Genomic DNA, 26,830 nt, shown 5'->3' with positions numbered 1-26,830 from the left:
GCCATGACCGCCCCTGCCCTCGCCCTCGATCCCGCCGCGGCGCTGCCCGAAGGCGGCCTTCTCGTCGGCCGCGCCTTCCGCCCCGGCATCGGGCCCTGCGTCGTCACCGTGCGCGGCGGCGACGTGGTCGACATCACCAGCTCCACCGCGCCGACCGTGCGCGACCTGTGCGAGAGCGCCGATCCGGCCGCCCTCGCCCGCGACCTGCCCGGCACCGCCATCGGCTCGGCGCGCGACCTGCTCGCCAATTCCGACGAGGCGGCGCGCCGCCCAGAGGCGCCGCACCTGCTCGCGCCCGTCGACCTCCAGGCGGTGAAGGCCTCCGGCGTCACCTTCGTCATCAGCCTGCTGGAGCGGGTGATCGAGGAGCAGGCGCGCGGCGCGCCCGAGAAGGCGCTGGCGATCCGCGCCGACATCGACCGCCTGATCGGCGCCGACCTCTCCCAGCTCAAGCCCGGCTCGCCGGCCGCCATGGAGGTGAAGGCGGCCCTGATCGCGCGCGGCATGTGGTCCCAGTATCTCGAGGTGGGCATCGGCCCCGACGCGGAGATCTTCACCAAGGGCCAGCCGCTCTCCTCGGTGGGCACCGGCGCCCATGTGGGCATCCTGCCGACCTCGGTCTGGAACAATCCCGAGCCGGAGATCGCCATCGTGGTCAGCAGCCGCGGCGCCATCGTCGGCGCGACGCTCGGCAACGACGTCAACCTGCGCGACGTGGAAGGCCGATCGGCGCTGCTGCTGGGCCGCGCCAAGGACAACAATGCGAGCTGCTCCATCGGCCCGTTCGTGCGCCTGTTCGACGCCGGCTTCACCCTCGACGACATCCGCGCCGCCGAGCTGAGCCTGACGGTGGACGGCCCGGACGGCTTCCACCTCACCGGCGCGAGCTCCATGCGCCAGATCAGCCGCGACCCGACCGAGCTCGCCGCCGCGACGGCGAGCGCCAACCACCACTATCCGGACGGCTTCGTGCTGCTGCTGGGCACCATGTTCGCCCCGGTGGAGGACCGTGACCGGCCAGGCGAGGGCTTCACCCACAAGGTGGGGGACGTGGTGACCATCGCGACGCCCGCCCTCGGCGCGCTGTCGAACCGCGTGCGGCACTGCGCCGACTGCGCGCCCTGGACGTTCGGCGCCGCCGACCTGATGCGCAACCTCGCGGGACGGGGGCTCCTGTGACCCTCGTCGCGGCCAGAAAGAGGCTCCCATGACCGCCCAAGTCACCGGACAAGTCACCGGACAGATGCTGATCGGCGCCACCGCCGTGCGCGGCCGCCGCGGCGAGATCCTCGCCGTCGACCCGGGCACCGGCGAGACGTTGCAGCCCGGCTTCCCGGGCGGCGGCGCCGAGGACGTGGCCAAGGCGTGCGCGCTCGCCTGGGCGGCGTTCGACGCCTACCGCGAGACCACGCCGGAGGCGCGCGCGACGTTCCTGGAGACCGTCGCCGAGGCGATCCTCGGCCTGGGCGACGCGCTGATCGTGCGCGCCCTGGCGGAGAGCGGCCTGCCGCGCGGGCGGCTGGAGGGCGAGCGCGGCCGCACGGTGGGCCAGCTGCGGCTGTTCGCCAAGCTGCTGCGCGAGGGCTCGTTCATCGAGGCGCGCATCGACCCGGCGCTGCCGGAGCGCCAGCCGCTGCCGCGCGCGGACCTGCGCCAGCGCCACATCGCGCTCGGGCCGGTGGCGGTGTTCGGCGCCAGCAACTTCCCGCTCGCCTTCTCGGTGGCCGGCGGCGACACCGCCTCCGCGCTCGCGGCGGGCTGCCCGGTGGTGGTGAAGGGCCACTCCGCCCATCCCGGCACATCCGAGCTGGTGGGGCGGGCCGTGCAGCAGGCGGTGGCGGCCTGCGGACTGCCGGAAGGCGTGTTCTCGCTGCTGTTCGGCTCGGGCAGCGAGGTGGGCATCGCCCTCGTCACCGATCCGCGCATCAAGGCGGTGGGCTTCACCGGCTCGCGCCGGGGCGGGCTGGCGCTGGTCGCCGCCGCCCAGGCGCGGCCGGAGCCGATTCCGGTCTATGCGGAGATGGCCTCCATCAACCCGGTGATCCTCCTGCCGGCGGCGCTCGCCGCCCGCGCCGAGGCGCTGGGGAAGGAATTCGTCAGCTCGCTCACCCTCGGCGCCGGCCAGTTCTGCACCAATCCCGGCCTCGTCTTCGCCCTCGCCGGAAGCGACCTCGACCGCTTCGTCGCCGCGGCCGGCGCGGCGCTGGAAGCCAGCGCGGCGGCCACCATGCTCACCCCCGGCATCCACGCCGCCTACGAGGCGGGCGTCGCCCGGCTGGAAGGCAATGCCAACGCGCGCACCCTCGCCCGCGGCGCCGCCGGCGCCGGCCCGCACCAGGGCTGTCCCGCTCTGTTCATCACCGAAGCGGCGGCGCTCGCGGGCGACCATGGGCTCACCGAGGAGGTGTTCGGCGCCTCCTCGCTGCTGGTGCGCTGCCGCGACCTCGACGAGGTGCGCGCAACCATCGAGCATCTGGAAGGCCAGCTCACCGCCACCATACACGCCGACGCCGCCGATGCCGACGCCGCCCGCGCCTTGCTGCCGACGCTGGAGCGCAAGGCGGGGCGCATCCTGTTCAACGGCTGGCCCACCGGCGTCGAGGTCTGCGACGCCATGGTCCATGGCGGCCCCTTCCCGGCCACCTCCGACAGCCGCACCACCTCGGTGGGCACGCTGGCGATCCGGCGCTTCCTGCGGCCGGTCTGCTACCAGGACGTTCCCGACGCCCTGCTCCCGGAGGCGCTGAAGCGCGCCAATCCGCTCGGCGTCCCGCGCCGCATCGACGGCACCTTCCAGGGCGCCGCCCAAGGCTGAGTTCCACCTTCGACGCCTGCACCACCCAACGAAGAACACTGGAGGACGCCAATGACCCTCGATCGCCTTCTGACCCCGCTGGTGGCCGCCGGAGCGCTGCTCCTCGCCGCCGGCGCCGCATCCGCCCAGACCAAGAGCGTGGTCACCTTCGCCGCATCGCACTTCGCCGAGGTCGGCCGTGGCGACCGGCTGAGGGCCTGGGTGGAGAAGTTCAACAAGGAGAACCCGGACATCGAGGTGAAGCCCATCACCATCCCGTTCTCCTCCTTCGCCACCACCATCTTCACGCAGATGGGCGGCGGCGGCGGGCCGGACATCATCCGCTTCGACCTGCCGGAATTCTATGCCGCGGTCGCCGCGAGGTCGGTGCTGCCGTGGGACGGCTTCATCACCGACGCCGACTACAAGTTCACCAGCGCCGACAAGTACATGTTCGTCGGCGGCAAGCGCTACGGCGTCGCCTTCGACACCGCCAACTATGCCATGGTCTTCAACGCCGCGCTGGTGCCGGGCGGCAAGGCGCCGGCGAGCTTCGACGACTTCCTGGCTGCCGCCAAGGCCGCGACCAAGGACGGCAATTACGGCTTCGCCTTCCGCGCCACCATGGCCGAGCGTGGCGGCATGTGGTATGATTTGACCAATTTCGTCTATGGCTTCGGCGGCCGCTGGTCCAAGCCCGACGGCACGCCCACCTTCAACAGCCCCGAGGTGATCGCCGGCATCGCCGCCTACAAGCAGGTCTACGACGCCGGCGTGACCCCCAAGGGCACCGACGCCGCCACCTACCGGCGCATGTTCTGGGAGGGCAAGATCGCCATGGAGATCGACAATGGCGGCGTTGCCACCATTCTCACCTCCGAGGGCAAGGCGTACCCCATCGGCGCCGCCCACTCCCCGTTCCCGCACCGCGAGCAGGGGATGATCCTGGCGCCCGCCACCATCAATGCCAACACCAAGGCGAAGGACGCGGCGGTGAAGTTCCTGCGCTGGGCGCTCCAGCCCCAGCAGCAGCAGGAACTGCAGACCCTGCTCGGCGCCGCCAACGTCGCCACCGTGGTGCCGCGCACCGCCGCCGAGCTCGACGCCATGCCGTGGCTGAAGGTCTACGACGCCCAGACCCCCTACAGCGTCCCCGCGCTGCCGCAGGGCCTGGAGACCAAGGCGCCGGAGATCCAGCAGATCGTGGTGGCGCAGGTGCTGAAGGTGCTCCAGGGCGGCATGGCGCCGAAGGCGGCCATGGACGAGGCGCAGCGCCTCGTGACCACCCGCGTGCTCGGCCAGTGACCTCAAAGTGACCCTGCCGGGGGCGGCGCGCGCCGCCCCCGCTTCTCCCTCACGGACCCGGATCATGACGCGCCCCGCCCAGAGCCGGCCCCAGGCCGCCGAAAAAGCCGCAGCGCCGGACCGCAGCCGGTGGACCGCGGCGGTCTTCGTCGCGCCGGTCGTGCTCTATCTCCTGGCGTTCCAGTTCTACCCGCTGGCGCAGCAATTCTATCTCAGCGTCACCGCCACCTCGCTGCTGGACCCGTCGCGCCAGACCTTCGTCGGGCTGGAGAACTACCGCGACATCCTCACCGACCCGGAGTTCCACCAGGCGCTCCGGGTGACGGTGGTCTACACCCTCGTCTGCGTCGCCGGATCGATCCTGCTCGGCCTCGGGGCGGCGCTGTTGCTCGACCGGCCGTTCCGCGGCCGCGGCATCGCCCGCGCGCTCGTCACCATCCCCTGGGCCGCGCCGCCGGTCGCCGCCGCGCTCATCTTCGTCTGGCTCTACAACGCCCAGTACGGCCTCGTGAGTCGCGCCTCGCAGGCGCTCGGCCTCTCGGCCGGCGGCATCAACTGGCTGGACGAGCCCTCCTACGCGCTGCCGGCGATCCTCATCACCACGCTCTGGCAGATCTTCCCGTTCTCGGCGGTGGTGATCCTCGCCGCGCTCCAGGGCGTGCCCTCGGAGCTGCGCGAGGCGGCGGTGATCGACGGCGCGGACCGCTTCAGCGTGTTCAAGGCGGTGGTGTGGCCCACCATCCGCCCGACCGTGACGCTGCTCGCCTTGCTCATCACCGTGTGGTCGCTGCGCCGCTTCGACGTGATCTGGATCATGACCCAGGGCGGGCCGCTGGGCGAGACCAACACGCTGGTCATCGACCTCTACCGGCGCGCCTTCGTCTATCTCGACCTCGGCCGCGCGGCGGCGGTCGGCATCGTCGGGCTCGCCGTCGCGGTGCTCGTCACCCTGGTCTATTTCTGGGCTTCCCGGCGCGCGGAAGCCGCGAGCGGAAGGCGGTGAGCGCCATGGCCCGGTTCCGTCCCTTCCATGCCATCGCGGTGCTGGCCCTGCTCGGGGTCGCCGCCTTCCCGCTCTACTGGATGTTCGTCACCTCGTTGACGCCGTCGGCGCGCCTGTTCGGCGCGTCGCCGCAGATGCTGCCGGACCTCTCGCAGCTGCCGGTCTACCTGGACGCGCTGACCACCACCTCGCTGAGGCACTGGCTGTTCAACTCCATGGTGGTGGCGGTGGGCACTACGGTGCTCTCCATCCTGCTCGCGGTGCTGCCGGCCTACGCGCTCTCGCGCCTCAAGTTCCCCGGCATGCTGCTGCTCGGCTTCGTGCTGTTCCTGACCCAGATGCTGCCCGAGGCGATGCTGGTGGTGCCGCTCTACGACATCTTCGCGCGCATGGGCCTGCTCAACACCCTCCTCGGCCTGATCCTCGCCAACACCGCCTTCGCGGTGCCGGTGGTGACCTGGATCCTGAAGGGCGCCATCGACGCCGTGCCCGGCGAGATCGAGGAGGCGGCGCACGTCGACGGCTGCTCGCGGCTCGGCATCGTGCTCACGGTGGTGGTGCCGCTGATCGCCCCGACGCTGGCGGCGGCGGCGGTGATCGCCTTCTTCCACGGCTGGAACGAGTACGTGTTCGCCCAGACCTTCATCAGCGACGACCAGCTGCGCACCGCCTCGGTGGGGCTCGCGAGCTTCGTCGGCGAGCTGTCGACGCCGGTCCACACGGTGATGGCGGTGGGCTTCATCTACACCCTGCCGGCGGTGGTCTTCTATCTGTTCGTCCAACGCTACGTGGTCGCCGGCATGACGTCCGGCGGCGTCAAGGGCTGACGCGCGCGCGTCGCCGCACCACCATCTTCGAGGAACACGCCCCATGGCGCTCAAGCTCGCGAACGTCACCAAGTCCTTCGAGGCCCACAAGGTGATCGACAACATCGACATCGAGGTGGGCGACGACGAGTTCCTGGTCCTGCTCGGCCCCTCGGGCTGCGGCAAGTCCACCATCCTGCGCATGATCGCCGGCCTGGAGAGCGTCACCAGCGGCGAGATCCACCTCGCCGGCAACCGCGTGGACCGGCTGCCGCCGAGCCAGCGCGACATGGCGTTCGTGTTCCAGTCCTACGCCCTCTACCCGCACATGACGGTGCGCCGGAACATCGCCTTCCCGCTCATCATGCGCCGGCACCGCTGGTGGTTCCACCTGCCGGTGATCGGCGGCCTCGCCAAGCGGCGCATCGAGCGCAGCCCCGAGGTGCGCGAGAAGGTGGAGCGCACGGCCGAGATGCTGGCCCTCACCAAGATGCTCGACCGCTATCCGCGCACGCTCTCCGGCGGCCAGCGCCAGCGCGTGGCGCTCGGGCGCGCCATGGTGCGCCAGCCCTCCGCCTTCCTCATGGACGAGCCGCTGTCGAACCTCGACGCCAAGCTCAGGACGGCGATGCGCGCCGAGATCACCCAGCTGCACCAGCGCGTGGGCGGCACCTTCGTCTATGTCACGCACGACCAGATCGAGGCGATGACCATGGGCAGCCGCATCGCGCTGCTTCGCGACGGCAGGCTGCAGCAGTTCGGCACGCCGCGCGAGATCTACGAGACGCCGGCCAACACCTATGTGGCGCGCTTCATCGGCACGCCGCCCATGAACCTGATCGAGGCCGAGGTGCAGGAGGGCGCGCTCACCGTCGGCGCCGTGCGCCTGCCGCTGCCGGCGGGCGCGACAGGCTCGGGCTCCGGCAAGGTGTGGCTCGGCCTGCGCCCCGGCGCGCTGCGCCTCGCCGCGCCGGGCACGCCCGGCACCCTGCCCGGCACCGTGAGCCTGGTGGAGCATATCGGCGCGGAATCCGTGGTCGGCGTCGCCCTCGACGGCGTCCGCACCGCCCATGACGACGACGGCGCGCTTACCCGCGAGGTGATGGTGACGCTGCCCGGCTACGCCGACAACCGGGCCGGCGCGGCGGTGGGCGTCGCCTTCGACCTCTCGGCCTTCTCGCTGTTCGACCGCGAGAGCGGCGCCCGCGTCGGCGGAGAGGCGGCGCGCGCCTGACGGGAAGGCCGGCTCCGGCGCGACGAGCTCCGGCGCGCCGCCCCAAGCCGGGGGATGGGGCGACGGACCGCCGCCCGCATCTCGCGGGCGGCCTCCGTCACGGCATCCGAAACGGACCGGCTGGAGCGCGATCCGGTCAAATTGCAGCGGGCTGAGCGGCGCGCACTCTAGTGCTTATGGCCGCCGGCATCGGCACCGGCGCCGACCGGTTCCACCTTGTACTGGACCTTGACGGTTCCGGCCTTCTCGAAGGTCAGGGTGCCGTCCATCAAGGCCCCTTCCTTCAGCGGCTCCTTGAGGTCCATGAACATGATGTGATAGCCGCCGGGCTTCAGCTCGACCTTGCCGCCAGCGGGAACGGCGAGGCCGTCGGCCAGCGGACGCATGGTCATGATGCCGTCCTTCATGGCCATCTCGTGAATCTCCACCCGGCCGGCGAACGAGGCGGTGGCGGAGACCAGGCGGTCGGCGGCACCGCCGTTCTTGAGCACCAGATAGCCCGCGCCGACCTTGGCGCCGGCCGGCGTGGCGCGCGACCAGGGATGGCCGATCTCGATGCTGCCGGCCTTGAACTCGTGCGCGATCGCGCCGGCGCCGGAGAGCAGCGCCGCGCCCATGGCGGCAGCCGCCACCAGGAGACGACGACGGGAGCTGACGACACGGGACATGGACTACTCCTTGGGTGGTCTGCCCTCGCCTCCAAGAATGGAGCGCGCGGAAGCCGGTCACGCGCCAGCATGGACCCCGGTTGGCAGGTGACGGGCGTCGATGGGATGAGGATGAGAATGAGGATAACGAAGACGGCGCGCTGACGCTCTACTTCCAGAACGAAACCCCGGGCAAGGACAAAGAGCGGAACTGGCAGCCCGCGCCATCTGCCCCCTCGCGCGGACATCGCGCCCGTACTGGCCGAACAAGATACCGCCTTCCATCCTCGACGACTCGTGGGGACGGCCGCCGGTCGCGAAGGCCCGAGCCGGACAGGTGCGGAGCGCGCGCCCCCTGCGCCCCCTGCGCCCCCTCGCATCGATGCGCCGGGCGTGTGTGCCGACACCCTCAAAATCTCGCGACCGCAGCGGACTGGCTCGAACTGGACGCAGGATGCTGGCAGAATGCCGGCAACGAAATGAAAGGGTGGGAGGCCGGGCACCTTGCTGGTGGAGACGACGCGGCGAGCCAGCCAAGGATTTGCGATCCAGATCATGACCGCGATCGCAATCGCCCTGATCATCGCGGCGCAGGCGTGGGCGTTGTGGCGGAGCTACCAGGCGACCTGGCTTCTGGAAACGCGCTCGGCGGAAAACACGGTCAACTCCATCGCGGCCAACATCGAGCGCAATCTCAACGTGATCGAGCTGTCTCTTCTGGGACTGGTCGAGGCGGCGACGGACGCCGCGGTTCTGGCCCTGCCGCCCGATCTGCGCAACCGGGTGCTCTTCGACAGTTCGGCAAGCGCGCGCTATCTGGGCTCGATGCTCGTCCTCGATGTCGACGGCAACATCAAGTTCGATTCCGGCGCCTTTCCCCCCCGGGTCGCCAATCTGAGGGATCGGGATTATTTCCAAGCCCAGATGAAGCCGCGAGCGGGCACCTTCGTGAGCCTTCCGTTCGAGAGCCGCATTCGTAACGGCGATGTCAGCATCGCGCTCAGCCGGCAACTGGCCGGCCCCGACGGCGACTTCGAAGGCGTGGCGGTCGCCACCCTTCGCGTCGCCTACTTCAAGACCCTGTTCGAAGGCATCTCGCTTGCTCCGGGCAGCATCATCTCCCTGATCCGGAGCGATGGAACGCTGATCTATCGTCACCCGTCCACGGACGGCCGCGGGAATGTGGGATTTGATCTTCGCGGCTCAAACGCGTTTCGCCGCATCAAGGAGCATCCCAACATCCCGTTCCAGGAGCGATCGGTGATCGATCTCGTCAATCGCTATTACGTCCACACCCAGATCGCGAGCTATCCGCTTGTGCTGTCGATCGGCATCTCCACCAGCGAGGCCATGCGGAGCTGGTATCGTCAACTCGCGATCAGTATCGCCGTCATACTCGGCACCATCGTTCTCATTGCCGTCATCATCCGATCCCTGCGTCTCGCGCTCGCGCGCAGCGTCGAAATCGAAGACGAGCTGGAGCGCCTGTCCCTGACGGATGCCCTGACCGATCTGCCCAACCGCCGAGCGTTCGATCTGGCCTTGCACACGGAGGTCCGGCGGTCGGCAAGAAGCGGGGCTGAGCTATCCCTGGCGCTGCTCGATATCGACCATTTCAAGCGGGTGAACGACCAGCACGGGCACCCGGTCGGCGATGAGGTGCTCCACCGGCTCGCCAGGGTCCTCCTGGGCTCCGTGCGACGGCCTGGCGACTATGTCGCCCGATACGGAGGCGAGGAGTTCGTCGTCATGCTCCCATCCACCGAGCCTGATGGGGCAAGGCATATCGCCGAGGCCATCCGGCGCAATGCGGAGGCGATGGCGCCCAGCCTCAAGGACGCGGGCCTGCGGCAGATCACCGTCAGCATCGGCTTGGCGACGCAGAGCTTCAAGCCGGGGGATCGGCCCGAGGACCTTGTTCGACAAGCCGATGAGGCGCTTTACGAAGCAAAGGGATTGGGCCGCAACCGTGTCGTGGCCCATGGCGACCGTGTCAGAGATGCTTCGGCCCTTGAGCTTCACTGAAGAATCGCCCCGGAGGCTGGAACCAACAGCTTCCCGGCGTCGCGGCCAGGAAACTGGCGGGCTGCATCGTCGAGGCATGGGTGCCGGATACGGGCTGGGGGGACTAACCCTCCGGTGCCATCACGTAGCGCGTGCTGCCCTCCACAACCTGCTCGAGGTTCTTGCCCAGCCTGTAAAGAATCGTTGAAGCTTCTTTGGACGGCGGCGTCAGCGACCTGAAGGCCGCCCCCGGGCTTCTCGAACGCGCTGTGCCCATGCGCTACCTGCCGGGCGATAAGGGCTACGATGCCGACCGGCTGCGCCGTCTGGCGCGCGAAGCGGGCGTCACGCCCGTCATGCTGGGCCGGCGCCACCGTTAAGCGCGCCATCCGGCATGACGGGCAGCGCTACCGAAGCCGACACCTCATCAAGAATGCCTTCTGCGGTCTCAAGGACTTTCGGCGCGTCCATGCCCGCCACGGCAAGCGGCCGCCATCGTCCTTCCCGCTGTGGCACTCCCAGCCGCTCTCGCCTTCCGGCTCTGATCGAGTCTCGACCCTATGTCGGTCTGCGCGCCGAACGCGATGTGTTGGCTGCGATTTCGAACTGCCCACAGATCAACATCCGGTGAATGATTCAACCCGACCGAGATCATGACCATCTGCTGGGCGCCGCACGAAGACATTTGTAGCGCCCCCAGCGCGTGCGTGCGGCGCGCGCCTTCGGGATGATGGAGGGCGGCATGCCGCGAGAGCCATCGTCGCCTCAGCCGGCGGCATCGGCGCTCCCCGCGAGCGGGAGTATCATGTCGGACACCATGCTTTGGGTCAGGCTTTCCGATACCCGCTTGCGGGCAAGGCCGGCATGGGAGCTGCCGAGCGCATCCGCCAGCTCAGCGTCGCGCGCCTCAATCGCCTCCACCATCTTTCGGTGCTCGCCCAAGATGACGTCCATGTGGGCGCGGTAGGCGTCCTCAGTGGGAAAGCAGTCATAGGTCATTGCGAGGCGGGAGATGCGCAAGTTGATGGTGAGAAGCTGCAGGTAGAACCGCTCGATGACGCTGTTGCGGCAGCTGGCGGCGATGGCGGCGTGGAAGCGCCAGTTGATCTCCAGCATGGCCTCGGAATCGCGCCGTTCGGATGCAGCCTCGAATGCCCGGCATTCGGCCTTGATCGCCGCGATCTGCACCTCGGTGCGCCGCGTCGCGGCCCAGCGCGTTACCAAGCGCTGAGCGAGATCGAACGCCTCCAGATGCTCGCGGATGTCGTTCCAGCCCATGGGCGCGACACGGGCGCCGCGGTTCGGAAGAATCTCCACCAGGCCTTCCCCGGCGAGACGCACCAGGGCCTCTCGCAGCGGCGTGCGCGAGATGCTGAGCCGCGCCACCAGCTCGTTCTCGTCAAGGTCCTGTCCGGGCGACATCTCCAGGGAGACAATGGCGTGGCGGATCGCCTTGTAGGCGAACTTGCCCGAGCTGCCCTTCGATATTTTCCCGGTGCGTCGGCCCTCTTTCCCAGCCGGGTCATCCGTTTCCGTGGTCTTCATGAGCGCTTGACACTCCGTGCGTACACCTTGTATTTTTCTATCAACTAATAAGCCAATTGCCCATGTTTTTCATGAGCAATCAAGATCTTATACCTTCCTTGCGGACCCCTGCGCGCCTCATTCGCGCGTAGTCCTTTCGATTTCCCGGACGGCAACTCGCGGCGTGCGCCAGTTGTGAGAGCGCATGGTCATGCCCGCGACCAAAGAGGTTCGAGCGTGTCCCGACCGTATGACCTGGTGATCGAAAACGGCACGATCCACGCGCCGACGTCCTCGTACAAGGCCGATATCGCGGTCCTCGACGGCCGGATCGCGGCCATCGGCGGCCCGTTCGAGGCCGCGGCCGAGCGCATCGACGCCAAGGGGCTCGATGTGCTGCCCGGCATCTGGCACGTGCACTGCCACTTCCGCGAGCCCGGCCACACCTACAAGGAGGACTTCGCCACCGGCTCGGCGGCGGCGGCGGTCGGCGGCGTGACCATGTGCATCGACATGACCAACAACACGCCCCATCCCACCACCCTCGACGACTTCGAGATGAAGAAGGCGCTCGTCGCCCCCAAGGCGCACGTGGACTACGCGCTCTACGGCGGCGGCCTCTATCCGCGCACGGTGGAGCCGCTGGCCAAGGCCGGGGCCATCGGCATCAAGATCTTCAACACCCGCCATATCAAGGAAGTCTATCCCTACATCTCCGAGCTCGGGGTGCTCGACCACGGCATCCTCTACGAGCTCTACGAGGCGACCCGCGACATGGGCCTCGTCGCCTCGGTGCACCACGACGATCCGGAATGGTGCAAGCGCCTCACCTTCCGCGACTACATCGACAAGGGCCGCACCGACGCCATGGCCTATCACGAGAGCTTCTCGAAGGGCTACATGTACGGCCACGGCATGGTGGCGGGGCTCGCCGCCTCGCTCTATTACGCCCGCATCAGCGGCGTGAAGCTGCACGTGCTGCATCTCGGCGTCATGCCCAAGGGCGCCAACGAGATGATCCGTCACGCCAAGTTCGACCTCGGCCAGGACGTGTCGTGCGAGCTGGAGCTCGGCACCCTGTTCATGAACCGGGCGCAGATGGAGAAGGTCGGCCCGCGCACCTACAACTGGGCCTATGACCCTGAGGCCGGCTGGGACGCGATCAGGGACGGCACCGCCGACATGATCGTGCTGGAGCACGCGCCCCATTCGAAGGACGACGTGGAGCCCGGCTGGCAGGACCTGTTCTCGGTGCCGCTCGGCGTCACCGGCGCGCAGGAATACATCCCGCTGCTGATGAACGCGGTGAATGAGGGCCGGCTGACGCTCAACGACGTGGCGCGCCTCGCCGCCGAGGCGCCGGCGCGCCGGTTCGGGATCTTCCCGAGGAAGGGCGTGATCCAGCCCGGCGCGGACGCCGACGTCACCATCCTCGACATGGCGCGCGAGGGCACCTTCCGCAACGAGGACATGCTCTCGAAGACCGGCTACTCGAGCTGGGAGGGCATGTCGACCAAGGGCGCGGCCACCCACACCATCGTCCGCGGCACCCTCGTCGCCAAGGACGGCAAGCTGCGCACCGGCCCCGGATACGGCCAGTTCGTCCCGGGCACCGCCGCAGCCGGATGATCCACCCAGGCAGAGGAGGCAAGAAGTGTCCAGATTGGTGACAGCGACCTGCGCGGCGGCCCTTGCCGCGGCCCTCGTCTCCTCCCCCGCCGCCGCGCAGGGAACCCTCGTGGTCCAGACCCAGGGCTCCGTGGACCGTGCTGTGCGCGAATTCATCGTGCCGAAGATGAAGGCGCTTTACGGCGTCGACGTCTCCACCACGCCATCGCTGAGCGCTCCCGCACTCGCCAAGGCCATGGCGCAGAAGTCCTCGCCACAGATCGACGTGTTCATGCTCGATGCCGGCCCTTGGCTCCAGGGCAAGGCGGCGGGGCTTTGGGCGGACCTGCCGGTGGCGAAGATCCCCAACCTCGCCGATGTTCCGGCAAACCTGAAGGATCCGAAGGGCGTGGCCTACACCCACCTCGTCATCGGCTTCCTCTACGACACGGCGAAGATATCGACCCCGCCGAAATCCATCGCCGACCTTTCCGATCCCAAATACAAGGGGAAGGTGGCGGTGCCGACCTTCTCCAGCACCTTCGCCTTCGCGCTGCTGGCGAACCTGGACGTGATCGCCGGCGGCAAGGGCGATGCGGCCAAGCCGCTCGACGCGGGCTTTTCGTCCATGAAGAAGATCGCCCCCAACGTGCTCAGCTATTATGGCGGCGGCGCGCAGCTGGTGAACCTGTTCAAGCAGGGCGAGATCGAGCTCGCCTGGGGCGCCAACCACGTGGCGCAGGGTCTCGGCAAGGACTCGACCGTGAAGTGGACGGCGCCGGTGGAAGGCGCTGCGCTCAGCACCGTCTATGCCGCCATCGCCGAGGGCTCGAAAAACACGGACGCCGCGGCGCAGTTCATCAACCTGCTGCTGTCGCCGGAATTTCAGGCGCTCATGGCTGAGCAGGGCGGCGTCGCCTTCGTCAACACCAAGACCGAGCTCTCGCCGGACTATGCCAAGACATCGCCGCTCACGCGCGAGGTCATCGCCGCCGGCAAGCAGCTGCCGTGGGATGTCTTCAACGCCAACCGCATCGTCCTCAACGAGCGCTGGCAGCGGGACATCGAGGCGAAGTGAGCGCGCGCCGCGCGACAAGCGACACTGGAAAGGCACGATGGGCAGCAGACTGTCGATCGCCGGGCTGACGAAGTCCTTCTCCGGCAAGACCGTGCTCGACGACATGAGCCTCACCATCGGGGAAGGGGAGTTCATCTCCCTCCTCGGGCCGTCGGGCTGCGGCAAGACCACGACCCTCAACCTGGTGGCGGGCTTCTTCGCGCCGGACGGCGGATCGATCGCGCTCGACGGACGCGACATCACCGGGCTGCCCACCTATCAGCGCGGCGTCTCCATGGTGTTCCAGAACTACGCTTTGTTCCCTCACATGAGCGTGGCGCAGAACATCGGCTTCGGGCTGCGCATGCGCGGCGACAGCGCCGCCACCACAGCCGCCCGGGTCGAGGAGATGCTGGCTCTGGTCCAGCTTCCGGGCGTGGCGGAGCGCTATCCCCGCCAGCTCTCCGGCGGCCAGCAGCAGCGCATCGGCCTCGCCCGCGCGCTCGCGGTCCATCCCGGCCTGATGCTGCTCGACGAGCCCATGAGCAACCTCGACGCCAAGCTGCGGCGCGAGATGCAGCTGGAGCTGCGCGAGATTCTCGCCAAGGTGGGCACCACCACCCTCTACGTCACCCACGACCAGGAGGAGGCGCTCGCCATGTCCGACCGGGTGGTGGTGATGAATGGCGGGCGGGTCGAGCAGATGGGCACGCCCACCGACATCTACCATGCGCCGCGCACCCGCTTCGTGGCCGGCTTCGTCGGCGAGAGCAATTTCGTGACCGCAGACGTGGTGAACTTGGAGGGCGACACCGCCCGGGTCCGGATCGGCCCCGTCCACGAGGCCCGCGTCCTGCTGCGCGGCGCGCAGCCGGATGCTGGCGGACTCCTCACCCTGCTGGTCCGCCCCGAGCACATCCGTCTCGAGGCGCCCGGCGCCGCGGCCTTGCCGGCCACCATCCGCGCGGTCGCCTTCGGCGGCGCGAGCGTGCGCCTCAGGGCCGAGGCGAGAGGCCTGCCGGCGCTCGACTGCGAGGCGGCCTCCAACTGGGCAGGCAACCTCAAGGTGGGCGACGAGGTCGGCCTGATGATCGCCGACGATGCCTGGTACGTCATGCCGGCGGAGGCGGCGCGGTGAGCGCGCGACGATTCAGGCCCGACTGGGCCGCGGTCCCGGTGGTCGCGTTCCTGGGCGTGTTCTTCGCGCTGCCCATCGCCGCGGCGCTGCTCGCCGGCTTCCTGAAGTACGACCCCATCATCCTGGTGGGGCGCGAGTTCACCCTCGCCAACTATGTCCGCTTCCTGACCGACTGGTTCTATCTGCGGGTGTTCGTCGACACGCTGGTGATCGCGGTGCTGGTCACGGCGGCGTCCGTGGTCATCGCCTATCCGGTGGCGCTGCACCTGCACCAGGTCGCATCGTCGCGCACCCGCACCTTCCTCATCCTCATCATCCTGCTGCCGGTGATGGTGTCCTACGTGGTCACCGCCTTCGCCTGGGTGGTGATCCTCGGCCGCAACGGGTTCGTGAACCAGGCGCTGATGGCGACCGGACTCCTGGCGCAGCCGCTGGCGCTGCTCAGCCGGCCCTCCGGCGTGGTGGTCGTTCTGATCTACACCTTCGCGCCCTTCATGGTGATGAACATCTACGCGGCACTGGAGGCGATCGACCGCAGCCTGCTGCGCGCCGCCGCGGTGCTGGGCGCGCCGCCGCGCGCCGCCTTCTGGTCCATCATCGTGCCCATGAGCCTGCCCGGCGTGCTCTCCGGCACGCTGCTGGTGTTCGCGCTGTCGCTCGGCGCGTTCGTCACCCCGATGATCATCGGCGGCAACCAGGTGAAGACCGTGCCGGTGATGATCTACAATTTCGTCAGCGGCGTGTTCGACTGGCCGGGCGCCGGCGCCATGGCGGGACTGCTCCTGGTCCTGTCCTATGCCTGCAACTACATCATCTCGCGGCTCTTCCACCGGAGGCTGGCATGGCTGAAAAACCAGCGCTGAGCCCCAGCGTGGTCCTGATCTGCGTCGTCGTCTACGCGCTCTTCATCCTGCCGATGTTCGTGACGGTGGCGGCCTCGTTCACGCAGACCCAGACGGTGCAGTTCCCCCCGCGGGGCTTCACGCTCCACTGGTACGGCGAGATCCTGAACGACCGCGAGCTGATGGACGGCATGGCGCTCAGCGCCGTGATCGCGCTGTGCGCGGCGGTCGCCGCGTCCGTCCTCGGCACGCTGGGCGCGCTTTATCTCGCGCGCGCCGACGGGGTGCGCCGCGAGCTGTTCCAGTCGCTGGCGCTGGCGCCGCTCACCATTCCCCATGTGCTCATCGGGCTCGCCTTCCTGATGACCTTCTCCAGCCTCGGCCTGATCAACGCCTACGGCCTAGCGCTCGCCCACGTGGTGATCTGCCTGCCCTACGTGACGCGCAGCGTGCTCTCCATCCTCATGGCCGGCGACGCCTCCCTGCCGCGCGCGGCTGCGGTGCTGGGCGCGAGCCCGATCCGTACCCTGATCCACGTGACGCTGCCGAGCGTCAGGCCCGGCATCATCTCCGGTGCCGTGTTCGCCTACCTGGTGTCGTTCAACAACGTGTCCATCTCCATGTTCGTGTCGAGCCCGCGCACGGCGACCCTGCCGGTGGTGATCTTCAACCGGATCGACTACGTGCCGAACCCCTCCATCGTCGCCGTGGCGGCGCTGATGATCCTCGCCACGTCGCTGGTCCTGCTCGCCCTCGACAAGGCGTTCGCGCTGTTCCGCACCATGTTCGGCTGACCTCGGAGGGACCTCCCGTGAAGTTCCGGCACCTGGCACGTCTCGACATTCCCGGCGGCGGGCAGGTGTTCGCGCAGGGCGACTTCGCCTATGTGGGGCACCTGCGGCCTCCGCACGGCACCACGCTCATCAACTGCGCGGATCCGCTGAACCCGCGCGTGACGGCGACCGTCGAGGTGCCCGCCAACGTCCATTCCCACAAGGTCCGCGTCCATGGCGACGTGATGATCGTCAACCGCGAGCTGAACCGGCCCGAGCCCACGGGGCCGCAGGACAAGGTACCGGTCGAGGTGATCCTCAACCAGACGCTCGACGCGGAAAAGGCCGGCTTCAGCGGCGGCATCCGGCTCTACGACATCGCCGACAAGGCCCGCCCGCGGGAGATCGGCGCCTATCGCTCGCTCGGCACCCATCGCTTCGATTCCGATCCGCGCTACGCCTATATCTCCTCCGAGGAGCACGGCTTCCTGGGCGACATCGTGGTGATCGTCGACATCGCCGACCCGGAAAACCCGGTGGAGGCCGGGCGCTGGTGGATGCCCGGCCAGTGGCTCGCCGGCGGCGAGGTGCCGAACTGGGGCGGGCGGCGCTCGCGCTGCCACCATCCCCTGCGGCGCGGCGACCGGCTCTACACCAGCTACTGGCACGGCGGGTTCGTGATCCTGGGGATCGAGGACATCTCGAGGCCGCGCTTCATCAGCGGCCTCGACTGGAGCCCGCCTTACCCCTGTCCGACCCACACCGCGGCGCCGGTGCCGTTCGAGATCATGGGTCGCAAGGTGCTGGTGTGCACCGACGAGGAGGTGGCCGACCGCCTCGCGCCGGCGCCCAACGCCTTCATGTGGATCGTCGACGTGACCGACGAGGCGCATCCGGTGCCGATCTCCGCCTTCCGGGTCGAAAACGACAAGCCGTTCGATCCCAAGTGCTGGTTCGGCGCCCACCAGCCGCAGGAGGTGATCGACAGCACCACGGTGCTCTCGGTCTGGTTCGCCGGCGGGCTCCGGGCGGTGGACATCTCCGACATCTACCGACCGACCGAGGTGGGGCGTTTCATCCCCGAGCCGGGCGCCGGTGAGGCGCATGTCCAGACCAACGACCTCTATGTCGACCGCGCTCGCGGCCTCGTCTACCTGATCGACCGCTTCCGTGGCCTCGACATTCTCGAAATGGAAGGCTGAGCCGCGATGTGCGCGTGCGAGCAGGGCGATGTTTCCGAGCGGATTGCCTTTGATCCCGGCCTCATGGAGCCCGCCCGCGCCTTGGCGGCGAGGCTGGGGCATCGGCCGCCCGAGGAGGCTTGGCTGATCTTCTTCGGCCTCAAGGGCGGCGCCATCGCGTGGTCCGACCTCTGCGTCGTGAAGCAGTCCTACGATCGCACCGTACGGATGATGCGCATGCGACATGCGACGCGCAGGCCCCGCGGGCTCCTGGCCTGCGACGCGATCCCCGGGATGTTGCTCCAGCCCCAGGTGGATTTCGCACAGGAAGCAAGGTCGCTTCTTCCGCATTCTTCCGGGGCTGTCCTTCGTCAATAGGCCAGCGCATAGGCCGGAAACTCTAACTTCCGGCGGTCCAACGAATGGCCACGGATCAACGGTCTTTGCCATAGCTTCGACCAGCTGGGCATCACGCTTGTCGATCAATGCTTGCTCGCGGATGTGGTGGCGGCCATCGACACACGGCTTGCCGCGCGTGTCCTGCGGCAGGTGGGCTCAATCCGCGCAAACTGCGCATCCGTCAGCCAGAACAGGTCCCGATCGTCGTCCCTTCCTCTCGGAAGCCGTGAATCGCAACCCGCCTCTCACGCCAACCATTTCATGGATCTGAACCCTCTGGCGCGATCCGAGCAGATTGTTCAATTTGATCGGATCCGCCGTCGAAGGCGATCCCGCCAACCGCGCCGCCGAGACTGGCATCCGCGGCGACGACAAGCGTGCCGCCCGTGAGCCAGGTGCCGCCGGAATAGGTGTTGGCGCCGGTGAGGTGCGTCACATCCGCTTCGTGGATCACGGCGGTGCGGTGGGCGGTGACGGCGTTGACCCCGTGCCCGGTGTGGCAGCGCGAGCAGGTGGTCATGAACACGTCCTTGCCGAGCTGGATCTCGGCGAGGCGCGCCTTCCGCTGGGCCTCGGAGAGGCCCAGCGGCAAGCCGGCCTGCTCGGCAGGCGTGAGCGGGTTCGAACAGGTGGCGTAGGCCAGCACGCCGTCGCGCTGGAGGAGGGGATAGTCCTCCACCCGGAAGCCGTTGGCATGCATGTGGGAGCCGATGACACAGGGCTTGCGCACGAACTCGCGCACGCGCTCGAAATGGCCGGTCATCCAGAGGATGGCGACGAACGGCACCAGCAGCGCCACGCGCGGCAGCAGGTTCGGCCGCGCGATCGCCACCTGCACCACCACCAGGACGGCGATGACGGTGGCGGCATCCGCCTCGCGCTGATACTGGAAGCTCGATCGATCTACTCCGATCAGCCTGCAGGCCCCGCGCTCCGAGTAGCCGTGATCGTCGATCACGCGCTTCACCGTCGCGAACCGCGCCGCAGGCGAGCTCAGTTTTTTCCGAGCAGATCCTTCAGCACCGCATTGTCGAGCACCTGCTCGGCCAGCAGCTTCTTCAGCCGCCTGTTCTCCTCCTCGAGGGTGCGAAGCCGGGCCGTCTCGGAGGCCGTCATGCCCCCGTCCTTCGCCTTCCACTTGTAGAGCGTGGCATCCGAGATTCCGTGCCTGCGGCACGGGTGGCAAGGGCGCGTGCCGCCTCGGCATCACCCTGGACATCAAGATCGAGGTGGAGACCATCACCACCACGAAGGACGTGTGCGCCAGGAGCCGGCTCTACACCATCCTGCCCACCTATGCGGTAGCGGATGAGGTGACCCGCGGCCTGCTGTCGGTGAGCCGCATCGTGCGGCCCGAGATCCGCCGCCTCATGGCCGGCGGCACCTGGCCGACTTCCATCGGTTCCTGACCGACGGCGCGCTATTCCAGCCCGTGATGGAGCATGAAGCGCTTGATGCCCCGCACATGGACCGGGCGGCCGCGATTGATGAGCTGGCGCATGACCGCCTCCCGCAAATCCGGCCGCATGTCGCTCAGGATCAGGCTGCAGTCGTGCTCCACCCAGATGCCGCGCTGCAGGAGGTCCTTCTTCACCAGCGGCGCGCCCATCAGAACATGGTAGACGCCGAAGCCGGAATGGACCTGGCTGTGCACCGAGATTTCGCCCAGCAGCAGGTCGATCAGGGCCAGCTTCGAGAGCTCCTGCTGCGCAGCGGCATACTGCGCGCTGTCGGTCTCGGAGGCGCCGACGACGCCACGCGGGCGCGGCGCCACGGTGCCGATGGTACTGAGCCCGCGCGGCTTGTCCTGGACCGGCGCAGGCGGCCGCGCCGCGAACTCGCCGCGCAGGCGGGCGCCGAGCCCGAGCGGCCCCTGGCGGGTGCGATCGAGGAACATCGAGCGCCACGCCATGGGCATGTATTTGACCAGCCCGAGGATATCGACCGCGTCCATGGCGTGGAGCTTCGCGCTCAGGCGGTCCACCGAATAGATGACGTCGATGTTGAAGCCGAGCTTCTTCATCCGCCGCGACAGGCCGATCTCCCCGTGGTGGATGGCATGGGGGCGCACGTCGTATGGGCGGTAGGCGCGCCAGAACTTCAGCATGCGGCGATTGCCGAACACCTCGGCGCTGATGGAGAAGGCGTACGAGCCGATATGGTGCTCGAACTCGTGGTTCTCGAACGTGCCGATGACCGGGTATTCGCCCTCCGCGAGCTGCCGCACCATGCGGTCCAGTTCGGGACCGGCGAGATAGATGACGCTGTCGTTGAAATAAAGGACGCGGGAGGCCGGCAACTGCTGTTCATTGAGGTACAAAGTTGCCGCGCGATAGGCGCCGATGTCGCGCCCCACATTACGGCGCACGAGAATGCGATGGGCATGCGCGCGCAGCCTCGCCAGCGCCGGCCCCCTCGGCGCGCCGTTGCAGACGAGGATCGGATTGACGTTCGCCCTGCGCAACGCCTTCAGGAGTTCAATAAAATCGTCTGTCGCACCAAATCCGGCGTAGCAGACGACGATGGCATAAACTGACCCGACCGCCGGAGTAATGGTATCGTCAACTGAGAATTTTGGCCTATAGTCGGCAATGACCTTCGGTAACTGGCGAATTTTTTTCGTCGTTACATAAGACCAATAGCCAAATTTATGAAGGTCAATTTTCATTTCCTTTTTTGTCCCGCCATTTCAATTATTCTTTATGTTACCGTTGTGACGATCGTGTGCGCACTATATAGGCTCCACCGCGTTATGCCCACGTATTCGCGGCAGACAGCGCGTCGGAGGGATGGTTATGGATTTTCGCGCGTATGTACGCTCGATCGTGGGACACAACCTGATCGGCGTCGAGTTCGGCCCCTCCTACAATCCGATCCTCGCCAAGAAGGACGGCTACAACGTCTTTGTGGTCGACCACGCGGACGAGGAGGCGCTGAGGGAGAAGTACCGCCCCCACGGCGTCGACGTCGACCGCATCGAGCCGGTGGACGCCATCGACGACGGCGGCGAGCTGACGAAGCTGCTGCCGCCCGGCATGAAGTTCGACTACATCGTCGCCAGCCACGTCTTCGAGCACCTGCCCGATCCGATCGGCTTCCTGCAGCGCTGCGAGCGCGCCCTGAAGCCGGACGGCAAGCTCTTCCTCATGGTCCCCGACCGGCGCTTCACGTTCGACTATTTCCGCCCCGTCAGCACCACCGGCGACATGCTGCGCGCCTATCTCGAAGGCCGCACGCGGCACGACCCGGGCAACCTGTTCGATCATCTCGCCCTGTCCACCCTGCGGGACGGCGCCTTCATCTGGGCGGACCGCAACGACGGCGCCTTCGCCCTGACCGGAACGGCGCAGGCTGGATACGCCGCGGCGGTGGCCTCACAGGACGCCTATGTGGACTGCCATGCCTGGGTGTTCGTGCCGTCCAGCTTCCGCCTGATCGTGGACGACCTGCGCGCGGCCGGCCTGACGCAGCTCGGGGAGCTGGAGTTCCATGATTCCATCGGCTGCGAGTTTTTCGTCGTCCTGTCCCCCGCCGCGCCGCCTCCGCCGCTCACGCGCATCGAGCTGGCCCGGAACATCCTTGCCGAGGCTGGCGCGGTGGGGCCGGGGCGCGCGGTCCCGCCCGTGCCGCAGGAGCAGCCCGCCTTCGCCCTGAAGGAGGCCTACGAGCCCCGCGCGCCGTCCGCCCAGAACGCCGTCGACGTGATGGCCGGCTCCTGGGTGGCGGCCATCCCCGACAGCTTCGCCGCCCAGGCCGGCGACATCCCACTGTCGGCCGACGCGCGCATCGCCTGGCTGATCGAGCAGATCGGCGGCGTCAGCGGGCTAGACATCCTCGAGCTCGGGCCGCTGGAGGCGAGCCACACCGCCATGCTGCTGGAGGCGGGGGCAAACAGCGTGCTGGCGATCGAGGCGAACCGCCTCGCTTTCCTCAAGTGCCTCATCGTCAAGGAGGTGCGGCGCCTTGCCGGCGCCTCGTTCCTGCTGGGCGACTTCACGAAGTTCCTGGAGACGGACACGCGCCGCTGGCCGCTGATCGTGGCGTGCGGCGTGCTCTACCACATGGAGGAGCCGCTTCGCCTCCTGGAGCAGCTGGCGGCGCGCACCGACCAGCTCTTCCTGTGGACCCATGTGGTCGACGACATCCAGATGCCGGAGGGCGATCCGCGCCGGGAGCCGATCCGCGCGGTCGAGGAGCGGACCTGGCGCGGGCGCGCGGTGCGGCACTATCTGCGACCCTATCAGGGCAAGAACGATCCCAAGTTCTGCGGCGGCATCCCGGCGGAGCCCGCATGGCTGGACCGCGGCGACCTCCTCGACGCGCTCGCGGCCCTGGGCTTCGACGACGTGCGCACCATCGACCACGACCAGAACGTGACCGCCGGCCCCTCGACCACCATCCTCGCCCGCCGGACCGCCTCCGCCGCATAGGCCGCGGACGGGCCTAAAAGGGATACTCGTCGGCGGCGATGTCCTTCATGGACACCGGCCAGTCCACCAGGCTTTCGCCGGTCTTGCGGAAGATCACCGCCGACATGAGGGCGCCACGGTACATCTCCGACCATGCGGAAGCCCCCGACAGGCGCTCGGCGACGATGAAGGCGGGGCAGCCGTCGGCGGCCGCGAGGATCTCGAAGCCGGTGCTCGCGTTGAACAGCGCCTTCCACGAATGGCGCGAGAAGCGGAAATAGTCGCACGGCTCCTCGTGCAGCGGCCAGGTGTGCGGCGCCACGATCAGGCCGATGGCGCCCGGCTTCAGAAGGCGGCTCACCTCGACCGCGGCCTTCCAGGGCATCAGCAGATGCTCGAACACGGCGAACGACATCACCGCGTCGAAGGCCGCGTGCGGCAGGAGGCGGCTCGCCTCGTGCGCGTCGCCGACCACGTCCACGTTGGGGCCGTCGACGATGTCGATCCCGGTGTGCCGCCAGGTCTGTGGAACCTGATGGCGCCATTCGTCGCCGGTGCGGTTGCGCGAGCCGATCTCCAGCATGTGGCCGGGCGGCAGCTCATGCACCAGGGCGAAGAACTGCCGCAGGAGCGCGTGGACGGGATCGGCGATCTCCTCCTTGTCCCGGTTGGCGATCACCTGCGTGGTGCCGTCGTCGAAGGTGAACTCCAGGCGGGCGTGGAGCGCCTCCTGCTCGCCCTGGGGGAACGGCACGCGCTCGTCGATCCGGCAGGCCGCGGCCGCGCGCCCCCAATTCATTGTCAGATCGGCGCTGGGCAGGCGGAAATGAGCGAGCGGCACCTGGGCGCCATCGCGCAGCACCAGCCGCGCGGCGGTGGTCCGGCGGTGCGGCGAGAAGGCATGGCCACGGATGTGCAGCATGTTCTGGAAGAACGACCAGCGGTCGATCCAGTACACGAAGCTCTCGACCGCCGGCGGCTGAACCAGATGCTGCATTGCTCCCTCGGCGCTGCGACTTGCGCGCCAATCCTTAGCGCACCGGCCAAGCGGTGTCTGCCGCTTGAAGCTGCGGGGGACGGTGACGGCCGGGGAGGCGCGGGTGCTTTCGCTTCCCGGCGACGCCAAAGCCCGGGTTGCCAGCGGAGATGCTCGGGCATAAGCCCGGTCCGCCGAGATCGGCCGGCGGCCCCGCCGTCCTCACGCCCTCCCCCGCCCCAAGGATGCCGCGCATGCTTACCCTCTACGGAATCCCCAATTGCGACACCGTGAAGAAGGCGCGGACCTGGCTCGATGGCGCCGGCATCGCCTACGCCTTCCACGACTACAAGAAGCAGGGCATCTCCCGCGACACCCTCGCGCGCTGGTGCAAGGTGGTGGGGTGGGAGACCCTGTTGAACCGCGCCGGCACCACCTTCCGCAAGCTGCCCGAGGAGGACAGGACGGGCCTCGATGAAGACAAGGCCATCGCCCTCATGCTGGCCCAGCCCTCCATGATCAAGCGGCCCGCATTGGAGAGCGGCGAGATCCTGGAGGTGGGCTTCAAGCCGGAGCGCTACGCCGCCCTCTTCGGGCGGTAGGGGCATGTCGACAGGGCCGCCTCGCGGCATCGGCTCCGTTGCATGCCTTGGATCGTGACACCTGCGAACAAATGAGCCCAATGCCGAGCCCGAGACGCCGCACACTTTCGCCTCGGTGACGATCCGATGAAGGCAGGGCGCACGCCAGAGCGGACGGATCGCACACAACATATGGAGATTGCCCGCCTTTGGCGCCGACTGTCTATAGATTGCATCTCTCAATGCAACATTGAAATATTATTGACTTATGCACCGCTATGCAAAATTCATATTAGTAATTTTTATTTCTGATGACGACCCAGAAGAGAGCCTTGAACTATAGACACCATGCCTAGAGCGAACACCTACTTGGCAGCGGGCACAGCGCGGGCCGCCTAAGCCAGCAGATCGTGCCATTCCGGGTGCCGCCGGAATCGCGCCGCGACGTAGGAGCACAGCGGGGTGATCTTCCAGCCCTCCGCGCGCGCGGCCGCGACGGCGGCATCCACAAGCTGCGCTGCGATGCCCTGACCTTCGAACGCTGGCGGGACGCCGGTGTGCGTAATGATCATGCGGCCATCGGTACCCCGGCGATACTCCATCTCCGCCACGGCGCCACGGCCGAGCTCGATAAAATAGCGGCCTCGGCCGGCCCTTTCCTCGTGCCGCACCTCATAGACCACCGCCGCCGCTCCTTCTCAGCCATCTTCCACGCATGATCCTCGCGGCCCATCATCGGTGCAATGGCCGTGGCCAGCGCGATCACCTTGGAGTGTGACGGAGGGGCGGGCGGTCGTCCATTGCAGCGCCAGCATGAGCTTGCGTTTCGCTGGTGGGCGCCGCGAGAGCAGATTTTCGACCCACACGGCCTCCGCCACGCCAGTGACAGGATCGACGCACTGCCGGGCCATCAACGCCGCTGGTGGAGGAGAACGCCCTCCGGCCGGATCGGCACCAGCGAAGGCCCTCAAACGACAGAACATGCGGCCGAGAGCTGCTGGGGCGCATCCGGCTGGCACCGCGAGCACTGCTTCAAGCCGTGAGAATGTCGGCGTCGCTTTCGGAGCCGCGCCATTCGGAATCAAAGCTCTGGAGCAATTCGGCTGATGGTGGCTTTGCTCACGCCCATGATGCGAGCGATCTGGCGAACGCTCTCGCCGGCCTGGCGAAGCTTTGCGACGTAGGCGCGCTGTTCGATCGTCAAAGCATGCTTGGGGCCGAACTTGATGCCTTGCGCCTTGGCTCGCGTACGCCCCTCGCTGGTCCTGGCCTTGATCAGTTCGCGCTCGAACTCGGCGAGGCCTCCCAGCACCGTCAGCATCAGCCGTCCGTGGGGCGTGGTGGTGTCTGCCCAGGCGTCGGAGAGAGATCGAAAGGCAGCGCCCTTCTCCCCCACCTCTGCCAGCACGTTCAGCAGGTCCCGCGTCGACCGTGCCAGACGATCGAGCCGCACCACCATGAGCACGTCGTCTTCAGAGAGGCTCGCAACGCAGCGGCGCAGCTCACGGCGGTCAGTCTTGGCTCCGCTCGCCGTCTCGGCGAAGATCTTTTGGCAGCCCGTGGATTTGAGGTGTTCGATCTGGCTTTCGAGCGTCTGCCCATCAGTTGAAACGCGTGCATAGCCAACGATCATGCGCGCACTATGAGACTAATAAATGAGACAATCAAGTCACTGAAAAACAACGTGCCGCAGAATGTCTCAGATATTTTGATTTTTGAGACAGAGAAGGAAGATTTCATCACTTCAGATTTGCATTCGAGGCGAAAATTGGTATCTCATTGGTATCTCGCCGGCAATTGGACATTCTGAAAAGGGGGCGCAGCGAGGGTTCGCGTCCTATCTACGACATTCAGACGTTGTCGCCGGTCGGCTTGCAGGCGAAAGCAGACAAGCTGTTTGGTTGCCTCGCGGCCTTCTGGCATTATCCGCCTTATCGCTTTCATCATGCGGCCTTGTCGGCAAACTCAGCCATCTCTGCCGCCACGCGAATTCGTGCCCCGTCTTCCTCATCACTCCCCTGGCCCGCGATTGCATGTCATTGAAGGCTCGTCGGTGAGCCGGCAGAACGCCCCATATGGGAAAGCGAGCTGTAGGACACGAAAAAGAGGAGGGCTCGCACCATCGTGTGGCTGCACCGCGGAATTCCAACGCAGTGCGCCATGGTAAAGATGCCGGGAGGGCACACGAAATTACCAAGCCGTGGGGCCAAATCATCCAAGAGACGTATCGATCCATTGTTCAATGTTCTGGCGGGATGCGGCTCCCACACGACGGAACTGTCGTCCATCCTTGGCCAAAAGCACCAGCGTCGGGAGGCTCTTCACGCTGAAGCGCTCCGCGAGCTGCTCACATTCGTCAACGTTCACCTTCAACAGAGTGAAGGTTCCGTTCGCGGCGAGTTCTGCCTCCTCAAGGATCGGCGTCATCGCGGCGCATGGCTTGCACCAGGGCGCCCAGAAATCAACCAGGACGGTTCCGCTCTGCCGCGCCACGATATCGTCGAAATGCACATCATCTGCTGTCTGGGACATATCAGTTGCTCCCGATT

Annotated in this window: 26 protein-coding genes and 1 pseudogene; 18 read left to right on the top strand and 9 right to left on the bottom strand. The window is 67.6% G+C overall.

The genetic code is table 11. The features are described 5' to 3' along the window. Window positions 1-3 precede the first annotated feature (3 nt). The 6 genes from V5F67_RS07645 (at window position 4) to V5F67_RS07620 (ending at window position 7,142) form a co-directional block, all read left to right on the top strand. Window positions 4-1,179 carry a fumarylacetoacetate hydrolase family protein gene (locus V5F67_RS07645; RefSeq protein ID WP_394022038.1) on the top strand — a complete coding sequence of 392 codons (1,176 nt, stop codon included), beginning with the start codon at window positions 4-6 and terminating at the stop codon, window positions 1,177-1,179. A gap of 28 nt (window positions 1,180-1,207) precedes the next feature. Next, window positions 1,208-2,815: an aldehyde dehydrogenase (NADP(+)) gene (locus V5F67_RS07640; RefSeq protein ID WP_394022039.1), complete on the top strand. Its 1,608-nt coding sequence runs from the start codon at window positions 1,208-1,210 to the stop codon at window positions 2,813-2,815. Window positions 2,816-2,866: 51 nt separating this feature from the next. After that, window positions 2,867-4,099 carry an extracellular solute-binding protein gene (locus tag V5F67_RS07635; protein WP_394022040.1) on the top strand — a complete coding sequence of 411 codons (1,233 nt, stop codon included), beginning with the start codon at window positions 2,867-2,869 and terminating at the stop codon, window positions 4,097-4,099. Between the two features lie 64 nt (window positions 4,100-4,163). Then, window positions 4,164-5,102: a carbohydrate ABC transporter permease gene (locus tag V5F67_RS07630; RefSeq protein WP_394022041.1), complete on the top strand. Its 939-nt coding sequence runs from the start codon at window positions 4,164-4,166 to the stop codon at window positions 5,100-5,102. Between the two features lie 5 nt (window positions 5,103-5,107). Continuing rightward, window positions 5,108-5,929 (top strand): carbohydrate ABC transporter permease, encoded by an 822-nt coding sequence (locus V5F67_RS07625; RefSeq protein ID WP_394022042.1) that lies wholly within the window; start codon window positions 5,108-5,110, stop codon window positions 5,927-5,929. Window positions 5,930-5,972: 43 nt separating this feature from the next. Then, on the top strand, window positions 5,973-7,142 hold the full coding sequence (locus V5F67_RS07620; protein WP_394022043.1) for an ABC transporter ATP-binding protein: 1,170 nt from the start codon (window positions 5,973-5,975) through the stop codon (window positions 7,140-7,142). A 167-nt stretch (window positions 7,143-7,309) separates the two neighbouring features. Here V5F67_RS07620 and V5F67_RS07615 read toward each other — a convergent pair whose 3' ends face one another. After that, the gene (locus V5F67_RS07615; RefSeq protein WP_394022044.1) at window positions 7,310-7,810 is read right to left on the bottom strand and encodes a copper chaperone PCu(A)C; all 501 of its coding nucleotides are present in this window, start codon (window positions 7,808-7,810) and stop codon (window positions 7,310-7,312) included. Window positions 7,811-8,299: 489 nt separating this feature from the next. Here V5F67_RS07615 and V5F67_RS07610 point away from each other — a divergent pair, with 489 nt between their 5' ends. Continuing rightward, window positions 8,300-9,814: a sensor domain-containing diguanylate cyclase gene (locus V5F67_RS07610; protein WP_394022050.1), complete on the top strand. Its 1,515-nt coding sequence runs from the start codon at window positions 8,300-8,302 to the stop codon at window positions 9,812-9,814. A 194-nt stretch (window positions 9,815-10,008) separates the two neighbouring features. Beyond that, window positions 10,009-10,173, top strand: coding sequence for a hypothetical protein (locus tag V5F67_RS07605; protein ID WP_394022045.1), 165 nt, complete (start codon window positions 10,009-10,011; stop codon window positions 10,171-10,173). A 385-nt stretch (window positions 10,174-10,558) separates the two neighbouring features. On the opposite strand, the gene V5F67_RS07600 is transcribed toward V5F67_RS07605, so the two are convergent. After that, window positions 10,559-11,338, bottom strand: a complete 780-nt coding sequence (locus V5F67_RS07600; RefSeq protein WP_394022046.1) for a GntR family transcriptional regulator — start codon at window positions 11,336-11,338, stop codon at window positions 10,559-10,561. A gap of 216 nt (window positions 11,339-11,554) precedes the next feature. On the opposite strand from V5F67_RS07600, the gene V5F67_RS07595 reads away from it, so the two are divergent. The 7 genes from V5F67_RS07595 to V5F67_RS07565 are packed head-to-tail and all read left to right on the top strand — an operon-like array spanning window position 11,555 to window position 18,294. Continuing rightward, window positions 11,555-12,946 carry an amidohydrolase family protein gene (locus V5F67_RS07595; protein WP_509210624.1) on the top strand — a complete coding sequence of 464 codons (1,392 nt, stop codon included), beginning with the start codon at window positions 11,555-11,557 and terminating at the stop codon, window positions 12,944-12,946. Between the two features lie 25 nt (window positions 12,947-12,971). After that, window positions 12,972-14,003: an extracellular solute-binding protein gene (locus V5F67_RS07590; protein WP_394022051.1), complete on the top strand. Its 1,032-nt coding sequence runs from the start codon at window positions 12,972-12,974 to the stop codon at window positions 14,001-14,003. A gap of 37 nt (window positions 14,004-14,040) precedes the next feature. Beyond that, window positions 14,041-15,120, top strand: coding sequence for an ABC transporter ATP-binding protein (locus tag V5F67_RS07585; protein WP_394022052.1), 1,080 nt, complete (start codon window positions 14,041-14,043; stop codon window positions 15,118-15,120). Beyond that, the gene (locus V5F67_RS07580; protein WP_394022053.1) at window positions 15,117-15,983 is read left to right on the top strand and encodes an ABC transporter permease; all 867 of its coding nucleotides are present in this window, start codon (window positions 15,117-15,119) and stop codon (window positions 15,981-15,983) included. Before V5F67_RS07585 ends, V5F67_RS07580 begins: the two co-directional genes overlap by 4 nt. After that, window positions 15,962-16,756, top strand: coding sequence for an ABC transporter permease (locus V5F67_RS07575; protein ID WP_394022054.1), 795 nt, complete (start codon window positions 15,962-15,964; stop codon window positions 16,754-16,756). The genes V5F67_RS07580 and V5F67_RS07575 overlap by 22 nt, the downstream gene beginning before the upstream one ends. Before the next feature lie 17 nt (window positions 16,757-16,773). Next, entirely contained in the window at window positions 16,774-17,937 is a 1,164-nt protein-coding gene (locus tag V5F67_RS07570) for an LVIVD repeat-containing protein (RefSeq protein ID WP_394022055.1), read from the top strand. Window positions 17,938-17,943: 6 nt separating this feature from the next. Next, window positions 17,944-18,294, top strand: a complete 351-nt coding sequence (locus V5F67_RS07565) for a hypothetical protein (RefSeq protein ID WP_394022056.1) — start codon at window positions 17,944-17,946, stop codon at window positions 18,292-18,294. Between the two features lie 280 nt (window positions 18,295-18,574). Here V5F67_RS07565 and V5F67_RS07560 read toward each other — a convergent pair whose 3' ends face one another. After that, a complete protein-coding gene (locus V5F67_RS07560; RefSeq protein WP_394022057.1) occupies window positions 18,575-19,273 on the bottom strand; it encodes an autotransporter-associated beta strand repeat-containing protein in 699 nt (232 codons plus the stop codon). A 35-nt stretch (window positions 19,274-19,308) separates the two neighbouring features. Further along, window positions 19,309-19,479: pseudogene (locus V5F67_RS07555) on the bottom strand (transposase); the annotation flags it as partial. Window positions 19,480-19,544: 65 nt separating this feature from the next. Here V5F67_RS07555 and V5F67_RS07550 point away from each other — a divergent pair. Beyond that, a complete protein-coding gene (locus V5F67_RS07550; RefSeq protein WP_394022058.1) occupies window positions 19,545-19,724 on the top strand; it encodes a type 2 periplasmic-binding domain-containing protein in 180 nt (59 codons plus the stop codon). 11 nt (window positions 19,725-19,735) lie between these two features. On the opposite strand, the gene V5F67_RS07545 is transcribed toward V5F67_RS07550, so the two are convergent. Beyond that, window positions 19,736-20,983, bottom strand: coding sequence for a rhamnan synthesis F family protein (locus tag V5F67_RS07545; RefSeq protein WP_509210623.1), 1,248 nt, complete (start codon window positions 20,981-20,983; stop codon window positions 19,736-19,738). Between the two features lie 127 nt (window positions 20,984-21,110). Here V5F67_RS07545 and V5F67_RS07540 point away from each other — a divergent pair, with 127 nt between their 5' ends. Continuing rightward, window positions 21,111-22,745 (top strand): methyltransferase domain-containing protein, encoded by a 1,635-nt coding sequence (locus V5F67_RS07540; protein ID WP_394022060.1) that lies wholly within the window; start codon window positions 21,111-21,113, stop codon window positions 22,743-22,745. Between the two features lie 13 nt (window positions 22,746-22,758). On the opposite strand, the gene V5F67_RS07535 is transcribed toward V5F67_RS07540, so the two are convergent. Beyond that, window positions 22,759-23,721, bottom strand: a complete 963-nt coding sequence (locus V5F67_RS07535; protein WP_394022061.1) for a methyltransferase domain-containing protein — start codon at window positions 23,719-23,721, stop codon at window positions 22,759-22,761. A gap of 233 nt (window positions 23,722-23,954) precedes the next feature. Between V5F67_RS07535 and V5F67_RS07530 the strand changes: the two genes are divergently transcribed. Further along, complete coding sequence (locus V5F67_RS07530) at window positions 23,955-24,302, top strand: ArsC family reductase (RefSeq protein WP_394022062.1); 348 nt, start codon at window positions 23,955-23,957, stop codon at window positions 24,300-24,302. 374 nt (window positions 24,303-24,676) lie between these two features. Here V5F67_RS07530 and V5F67_RS07525 read toward each other — a convergent pair whose 3' ends face one another. From V5F67_RS07525 to trxA, 3 genes are all read right to left on the bottom strand, one after another. Continuing rightward, the gene (locus tag V5F67_RS07525) at window positions 24,677-24,964 is read right to left on the bottom strand and encodes a GNAT family N-acetyltransferase (RefSeq protein ID WP_394022063.1); all 288 of its coding nucleotides are present in this window, start codon (window positions 24,962-24,964) and stop codon (window positions 24,677-24,679) included. 398 nt (window positions 24,965-25,362) lie between these two features. Beyond that, window positions 25,363-25,914 (bottom strand): recombinase family protein, encoded by a 552-nt coding sequence (locus tag V5F67_RS07520; RefSeq protein WP_394022064.1) that lies wholly within the window; start codon window positions 25,912-25,914, stop codon window positions 25,363-25,365. Between the two features lie 578 nt (window positions 25,915-26,492). Continuing rightward, complete coding sequence (trxA, locus tag V5F67_RS07515; protein ID WP_394022065.1) at window positions 26,493-26,813, bottom strand: thioredoxin; 321 nt, start codon at window positions 26,811-26,813, stop codon at window positions 26,493-26,495. Window positions 26,814-26,830: the final 17 nt, after the last annotated feature.

This window comes from Xanthobacter pseudotagetidis, assembly GCF_043194795.2.
In the GTDB taxonomy this organism is placed as follows: domain Bacteria; phylum Pseudomonadota; class Alphaproteobacteria; order Rhizobiales; family Xanthobacteraceae; genus Xanthobacter; species Xanthobacter tagetidis_A.
This window is presented reverse-complemented; position numbering and strand designations above follow the sequence as displayed.

Bases quoted from the DNA above. Each gene is read 5' to 3' on its own strand.
- V5F67_RS07645 (WP_394022038.1), top strand. From the start codon at position 4: ATGACCGCCCCTGCCCTCGCCCTCGATCCCGCCGCGGCGCTGCCCGAA.
- V5F67_RS07640 (WP_394022039.1), top strand. From the start codon at position 1,208: ATGACCGCCCAAGTCACCGGACAAGTCACCGGACAGATGCTGATCGGC.
- V5F67_RS07635 (WP_394022040.1), top strand. From the start codon at position 2,867: ATGACCCTCGATCGCCTTCTGACCCCGCTGGTGGCCGCCGGAGCGCTG.
- V5F67_RS07630 (WP_394022041.1), top strand. From the start codon at position 4,164: ATGACGCGCCCCGCCCAGAGCCGGCCCCAGGCCGCCGAAAAAGCCGCA.
- V5F67_RS07625 (WP_394022042.1), top strand. From the start codon at position 5,108: ATGGCCCGGTTCCGTCCCTTCCATGCCATCGCGGTGCTGGCCCTGCTC.
- V5F67_RS07620 (WP_394022043.1), top strand. From the start codon at position 5,973: ATGGCGCTCAAGCTCGCGAACGTCACCAAGTCCTTCGAGGCCCACAAG.
- V5F67_RS07615 (WP_394022044.1), bottom strand. From the start codon at position 7,810: ATGTCCCGTGTCGTCAGCTCCCGTCGTCGTCTCCTGGTGGCGGCTGCC.
- V5F67_RS07600 (WP_394022046.1), bottom strand. From the start codon at position 11,338: ATGAAGACCACGGAAACGGATGACCCGGCTGGGAAAGAGGGCCGACGC.
- V5F67_RS07585 (WP_394022052.1), top strand. From the start codon at position 14,041: ATGGGCAGCAGACTGTCGATCGCCGGGCTGACGAAGTCCTTCTCCGGC.
- V5F67_RS07575 (WP_394022054.1), top strand. From the start codon at position 15,962: ATGGCTGAAAAACCAGCGCTGAGCCCCAGCGTGGTCCTGATCTGCGTC.
- V5F67_RS07565 (WP_394022056.1), top strand. From the start codon at position 17,944: ATGTGCGCGTGCGAGCAGGGCGATGTTTCCGAGCGGATTGCCTTTGAT.
- V5F67_RS07545 (WP_509210623.1), bottom strand. From the start codon at position 20,983: ATGAAAATTGACCTTCATAAATTTGGCTATTGGTCTTATGTAACGACG.
- V5F67_RS07540 (WP_394022060.1), top strand. From the start codon at position 21,111: ATGGATTTTCGCGCGTATGTACGCTCGATCGTGGGACACAACCTGATC.
- V5F67_RS07535 (WP_394022061.1), bottom strand. From the start codon at position 23,721: ATGCAGCATCTGGTTCAGCCGCCGGCGGTCGAGAGCTTCGTGTACTGG.
- V5F67_RS07530 (WP_394022062.1), top strand. From the start codon at position 23,955: ATGCTTACCCTCTACGGAATCCCCAATTGCGACACCGTGAAGAAGGCG.
- V5F67_RS07520 (WP_394022064.1), bottom strand. From the start codon at position 25,914: ATGATCGTTGGCTATGCACGCGTTTCAACTGATGGGCAGACGCTCGAA.
- trxA (WP_394022065.1), bottom strand. From the start codon at position 26,813: ATGTCCCAGACAGCAGATGATGTGCATTTCGACGATATCGTGGCGCGG.